General features: G+C 35.5%; 7 protein-coding genes. 2 read left to right on the top strand and 5 right to left on the bottom strand.

What is annotated here, in order from left to right:
- Positions 1-443: 443 nt before the first annotated feature.
- A complete protein-coding gene (locus tag ACY3XC_RS28085) occupies positions 444-671 on the bottom strand; it encodes a hypothetical protein (protein WP_464871462.1) in 228 nt (75 codons plus the stop codon).
- 183 nt (positions 672-854) lie between these two features.
- On the opposite strand from ACY3XC_RS28085, the gene ACY3XC_RS28080 reads away from it, so the two are divergent.
- Positions 855-1166, top strand: coding sequence for a hypothetical protein (locus tag ACY3XC_RS28080; protein WP_464871461.1), 312 nt, complete (start codon positions 855-857; stop codon positions 1164-1166).
- 221 nt (positions 1167-1387) lie between these two features.
- On the opposite strand, the gene ACY3XC_RS28075 is transcribed toward ACY3XC_RS28080, so the two are convergent.
- Both ACY3XC_RS28075 and ACY3XC_RS28070 read right to left on the bottom strand, forming a co-directional pair.
- Positions 1388-1648, bottom strand: a complete 261-nt coding sequence (locus ACY3XC_RS28075) for a hypothetical protein (RefSeq protein WP_464871460.1) — start codon at positions 1646-1648, stop codon at positions 1388-1390.
- A 178-nt stretch (positions 1649-1826) separates the two neighbouring features.
- On the bottom strand, positions 1827-2384 hold the full coding sequence (locus tag ACY3XC_RS28070; RefSeq protein ID WP_464871459.1) for a CBO0543 family protein: 558 nt from the start codon (positions 2382-2384) through the stop codon (positions 1827-1829).
- A gap of 350 nt (positions 2385-2734) precedes the next feature.
- Here ACY3XC_RS28070 and ACY3XC_RS28065 point away from each other — a divergent pair, with 350 nt between their 5' ends.
- Positions 2735-3544, top strand: coding sequence for a DUF3888 domain-containing protein (locus tag ACY3XC_RS28065; protein ID WP_464871458.1), 810 nt, complete (start codon positions 2735-2737; stop codon positions 3542-3544).
- 525 nt (positions 3545-4069) lie between these two features.
- Here the strand turns inward: ACY3XC_RS28065 and ACY3XC_RS28060 are convergent.
- Positions 4070-4909, bottom strand: a complete 840-nt coding sequence (locus ACY3XC_RS28060) for a MurR/RpiR family transcriptional regulator (protein WP_464871457.1) — start codon at positions 4907-4909, stop codon at positions 4070-4072.
- A 22-nt stretch (positions 4910-4931) separates the two neighbouring features.
- Positions 4932-5831, bottom strand: coding sequence for an ROK family protein (locus ACY3XC_RS28055; RefSeq protein ID WP_464871456.1), 900 nt, complete (start codon positions 5829-5831; stop codon positions 4932-4934).
- Positions 5832-6000 lie beyond the last annotated feature (169 nt).

Raw genomic sequence — 6000 nt, 5'->3', positions numbered from 1 at the left:
ACTATGCCTGATTGCCCAATGAATAATTAGGATTACAAACGTAAAAGCCAGGGAACCACTTCCTGGCTTTTACTGTTCACAGTAAACACAATATGAAAATGACCACCGAAATGGCAGCCTGATTCTTAAACTCTTGCCTCCGTTACTTTAAGTATATATTTTCACAAACTAAACCTTGTTATTTTACTCTAAAGTATTTCTTTAAACCGAGTCTTGATTTTTATTAATTGATTTTTCCACTATATACTGATACCCATAAATAATAATTGCTAATGACACACATATAAAATACCATATAGTATGATTCAACTTTTTAAATTTAAAAACTCCTACCTTTTCCCATAATTGAGCAAATGGATAAGCACAAATAGCGTCTATTACTATATTTGTCATTAAATATTTTAGAAAATTGCCGTATGTTAGTTTAAATACCCATAGTGTCGCTACAAAAAAGGACCTAATATATATGTAAAGTCTACAAGACCGGGAGATAAAGGATTTTTAGTTACCCACCATTTTTTCTTATTAGCAATTATACTTAACACACTTATGAATAAATTAACAAAACTTGCTACAGGTAAAAACCTAAAAAATGATTTTTTTCCCATAAAAGGAACAGTTAGCCAAGGAACGATTAACATTGCTAAAGCGAATGTCTTTTTATTAACCATTTAAATCAACTTCCCTCTGATATGTTGTTTATAATATTCCTCTAACTAAATCTATTTATTATTCTTTCCTGTTGAACTAACCTGATTCGTTAGCTTAAGTGCATTGCTTCACAATATCTTCAAAAATAAAATAAGAATAGATTGTTTTTTTTCACAAATATTACAACTATAAGGATGTGACATATGAAAATTTTCTTAAAATCACTTTTAACCTTAGTATTTTTCTTTCTTTTTTGCACACATTTTGTATTTGCAGAAGAGTATCACCGCAAAGGTTATAGTGATGATTTATACCGAGTAACAAATGATGTTCCACAAGAACAACATTTGAAAAATTTTATGTTAGACCTTCTAATCCCTGAAATACTTAATGCTGCACAGAAAAATTACAATGATGAATCCATTAGCGGAATGTCCTTTGATTGGGAAAATTACTATAACGTAGTGGAAATTAAAGAACAACATTACCAAGGTAATAGAAATGAATATCCATAAATGGTTTCCGTCACTGTTAATCCACATAGCGGGGATATTAAGAATCGTAAATTTTACGGTCCTGATAAATTAACATTTGGTATTGATCCAAATTATTTTTGGAAAAACATCAGGGATCGTCGGGCTATAAAGTTAATTGATTATCAGCATCTAAATTCTCTCAAAAGTCCATAGACCTCCTATTTAGAGGTCTGTTTTTTCTTAATACGGCGGAACAACACTTAGCATATAGAGGACTCAATGTTTTTTATTTTACCACTTGAATTAACACTATCTGTTCCTTGCTTACAATTCTCCTTGTTTTCCCACTCAATAATATATTTATTAAATTTAGTAGTTACTGATATTATTTCAACTACCCCAATCTGTTTGGTGTGAAAATCTATAACAATTGATTTTGCTTGTTCCTCAGTAATTTTTGATTCTATATTACAACCACTTAAAAGTACCATTGTCATAAGGGTTATAACGACTTTTTTCATAATATTCCCTCCTTAACAATCAGACGTTACATCCCTTATTAAAGTTTCTAATAACTATTTATTGAGCTAACCTGCCCGTTAGTCGAATAAAAACACGGCTAATGAAAGCATCCGTTAGCTGAAAAGAAGAACAGCTAATACATTTTAATTTGGAGAATTAAGGTTCACCTTTCTATCTTTAACTGTTTCCCTCTTTCTGTATTTTAATAATTTTTAAAACTAACCCTCTAGAGAAAACTCCCATTAAGAAAAAACCGAAAAACGAATAAACATGGTTCCATTTAAGTGGTTTATAAAGGTTCATCATTTCCGCTAGAGGTTCCAAGACGAAAGCAAATATGAAAGACATAAACAGAAGAACTACAGAAAAGGATTTCCAGCTTGGAAAATATTGATAAACTAACATATAAAGTATTGGGAGTAACGTATAATCTATCGGTACTAAAGGAGTACACAGTGGAAGTAGGGTATCGGGATAAACCCACATTGAAAAATTCCAACCCATGACATCAAGAAAAGTTGAAATAGAGATGATAAAAAATCCATATAATAAAATTTCTAAAATACGACTTTTATCAACTATTTTCCACCAGAAAAACCACGGAACAATTGTCAAGGCAAGTAGAATCCACCATTTTAATGAAAATACAAAATTATGTATCCAATAATCCATCATCAATTTATTTAACTCAATGGTATGTTGTTGTATTTCCATAGGTGTTGGAATATTCCGCAAAGATTACACCTCCTATATTTACTGCAGTTAGTTTTAACCCAAATTTTTGTCATTAAACATACTTTCATCGTACGAATTTTCACATTCGTTTATTTAAATATTATATAGCTATTAATGTAACCCTTCTTAAACTAAATGCTTCGTTACTTTAAGTATAATTCTTCACAATCTTTTTGCCGGGTAAACATATTTTAGGTACGGACGTAAGGCATACACAACAAGCATAGCGGCTCTGCCACAGACCTGCTTTTTTCTTACATTTCATTTCATAAGAATGGCAGTCATCAAGTGTTTCAATTGAGGAAAAATAATAAAAAGTATTCAGACACTGCAATGGTGGTGAAAAGTTAATGAAAAAGATAGTCATTTTGTTCCTGGTCTTTTCTGGAATCTTTCTGCCGGTTCAACATGCAATTGCCAATGTCTTAATGAAATCGGAGGACGTTACATCAATGCAAATAAACCGTACTACTGGAGGTACGCGTACTTTCAATGAAAATGATGGTATTGAAGAGTTCGTCATCAGGAAGGTAGTTGAATGGATTAACACAGCAAGTTCTGTAAAGGCATCAACAGAATTAGATAATAAAAAAGCTCCGATTTCCTTATTAAAAATAAAAATAAAAAACGGTGATGTTGCCATCATAGAGCCAGCATATGACTGCCATGTTCAAAATCAAACAAAATTTTGTACGCTGGCAGATGGTGATGTTATCCTTAACCAAAATAACCAAAAAGTTCGATTGAAATCGGTCGAGCTCTTTGATTGGCTCCTAATCGGGTGGAAACAAGAAAGTACAAAGCCTCCTCAAGATACAAAAGAAATGATTGTCCATGATATCCTAATGCTTTTCTTAGGTCCGGAAATAGATAAGGCGGTGAGCAAACATTACTCTGAGTATTTAACTTATTCACCAACGGTCTATCCTTACCAAGTTGAAATTGTAAATTTAGAAAGAATTGATGGATTCCGCACATTTCATTTTTCAATCTCCTTAGAAATTACTCCTGTAGTGGGACCACATATTTCTGTAGGAAAAGACAGATTGACTTTTGAAATTGCTCCAACAATCATTCCAGGTCAAATTAAATTAAAGAAATTTGAACATCTTGAAACACATGAACTTCCGCCACACTGGCAACACATCATTAAACATTAAATGCAAGCTAAGCGCAGGTAGCTTAGCTTGCATTTTATTTGGCATTTCCCCCTGTTGCCCAATCGAGTTTTGTCCTTCATAACCCAGATGAAGGACATTTCCCCTGTTGCCCAACTGAGTTTTGTCCTTCATAACCCAAATGAAGGACATTTCCCCCTGCTGCCCAACTGAGTTTTGTCCTTCATAACCCAGATGAAGGACATTTCCATTATTGTCCAACTGAGTTTTGTCCTTCATAACCCAGATGAAGGACATTTCCCCCTGCTGCCCAACTGAGTTTTGTCCTTCATAACCCAGATGAAGGACATTTCCCTTGCTACCCAACTGAGTTTTGTCCTTCATAACCCAGATGAAGGACATTTCCCTTGTTGCCCAATCGAGTTTTGTCCTTCATAACCCAGATGAGAGACATTTCCCTTGCTGCCCAGCCGAGTTTTGTCCTTCATAACCGAGATAAGGATTTCTCCTGTTACCTCTCGAGATAATTCAAAAATTCAGGGACCACAAGAACCGTCCCCGGGTCCCCTAATACAGCTTGCTGCCTATATTTTCGGAGATTTCCATTTTTACTTTTTCGGCTTGTTCGTAGTTTTTCATGGTGATTCCTGTGCAGATCAGGTCGATTAGATAAAGTTGTGTAATTTTGGCTACTAATGAACCACTGTCTAGCGGGCTTTCTTTTACAGAGGTAAGTAGAATATAATCCGCGTATTTTGTTAATGGTGATTTCACATAGTTTGTTAATACAATTACTGTGGCTTTCTTTTCTTTTGCTATTTTTACAGTATTCACAATGTCCTTCGTACTACCTGTTAAACTAATTGCAATCACAACTGAATTTTCATGTAAGGAAGTCGCCCTCATCACTTGAAAGTGTGTGTCTGTGACAACATCAACATGTTTCCCAATTCTCATGAGTCGATTTTGCATATCAAGTCCCGCAATTCCCGAGGAACCTAATCCGAAAATAACAACATCCTGTGCACGGTAAATCTCCTCTATGCTGTTTTCGAGAGCTTGCAGATCTAGCATTTTGGACGTATCATCAATGGCTTGAACCATATTTGTACGAATACGTTCAATGTATGATTCGTTATTCGGTTGACTTGCATCCCCTGAGATCTCTTGGGCAAGTAAAAATTTAAAATCCTGAAAACCTTTGAGCCCTAACTTTCTAAAAAAACGTAAAACCGTAGCCTCTGCTGCTCCACTCGCCTCAGATAATTCAGTTAGTGAATGGTATAAAGCCTGGTTTGGATTCGTTAAAATATACTCATGTATTTTATGTTCTGATTTTGTGAAATTTTGTTTGTGTTGTTCCATTAATAAAGAAGGCTTCGGTCCTGTAAATTTTCTGTTTTCCATATAATCTCCTCTTACTTACTTTTTACCTGTTCAAGTCCAAGAAGTGTTTTGCTGCTCCTAATAAATTGGCTTTATTTTCATGCTCCGCAACCTTTAATCGAAGAGACTTCCAATGGTTTGGCATAACTTTCTTCGATAAAGAAGATTCAATCCCTTGCAATAATAAGTCCCCTTGCGCGGAAATTCCTCCACCGATTAAAACAAGTTCAGGATTAAAGATATGAACAAGGCTTTGGATACCTATTGCAACATCCTCTACCCATTGCATAAAAATGCTATGAGCATCCTTATTCCCCTCTTTAACCAGCTCGAAAAATTGCTCCAGCGGAATATTCCCCAGCCTTTGTCCCACTAGCTCTGATAATGCCGAGCTAGATGCATACTTCTCATAGCAGCCGCTATTTCCACAGGTGCAAGGTTTACCATTTGGATATAGATTGATATGTCCGATTTCCCCTCCTGAAAAATTTGCTCCTGTATATAGCTTACCACTTAAGAATAACGCACCACCAATCCCTGTTCCAATCGTTACACAAAGAAAATCATTAACATCCTTCGCCGCACCCTGCCAATATTCACCTAACGCCGTACAATTCACATCGTTTTCGACCGTTACTGGCAGACCTGTATGTTTTGATAGTAACGCTGCAAGCGGGGTACCGGTGTAGCCTGGAATATTATCTGTTGCAAAGACAACGGTTCCATGTTGATTATCAATCTGGCCAGCGGAGCTAATGGCTATGCCGTCTAGATTCGATTGCTGCATTAATTGATCACAAATCATTTTTACTTTGTCTACTACAGCCTGACCTCCATTTTGAGCCTCAGTCGGTATCGAATATAGGCCAAAAAGCTCTCCCTGGTCTGTAGTAATACCATATTTTATAGATGTTCCACCAATATCAATGACTCCAAGCTGCACAACTATTTCTCCTCTCAAACCTTTACTAAGTAAAAGGCTGTGTTATTATTCATTGTTGATTTTCGTGTAGGGTTGATCATTCATAGGCGGAGAATTTCCGGCTATTGTAGATAAAGGAACCTTACCAAGCCGATATAAGCGGAAATTTTCCGGTTAACTGCTTTAAAAA

The organism is Bacillus sp. CZDM1, from assembly GCF_055502545.1.
This window is presented reverse-complemented; position numbering and strand designations above follow the sequence as displayed.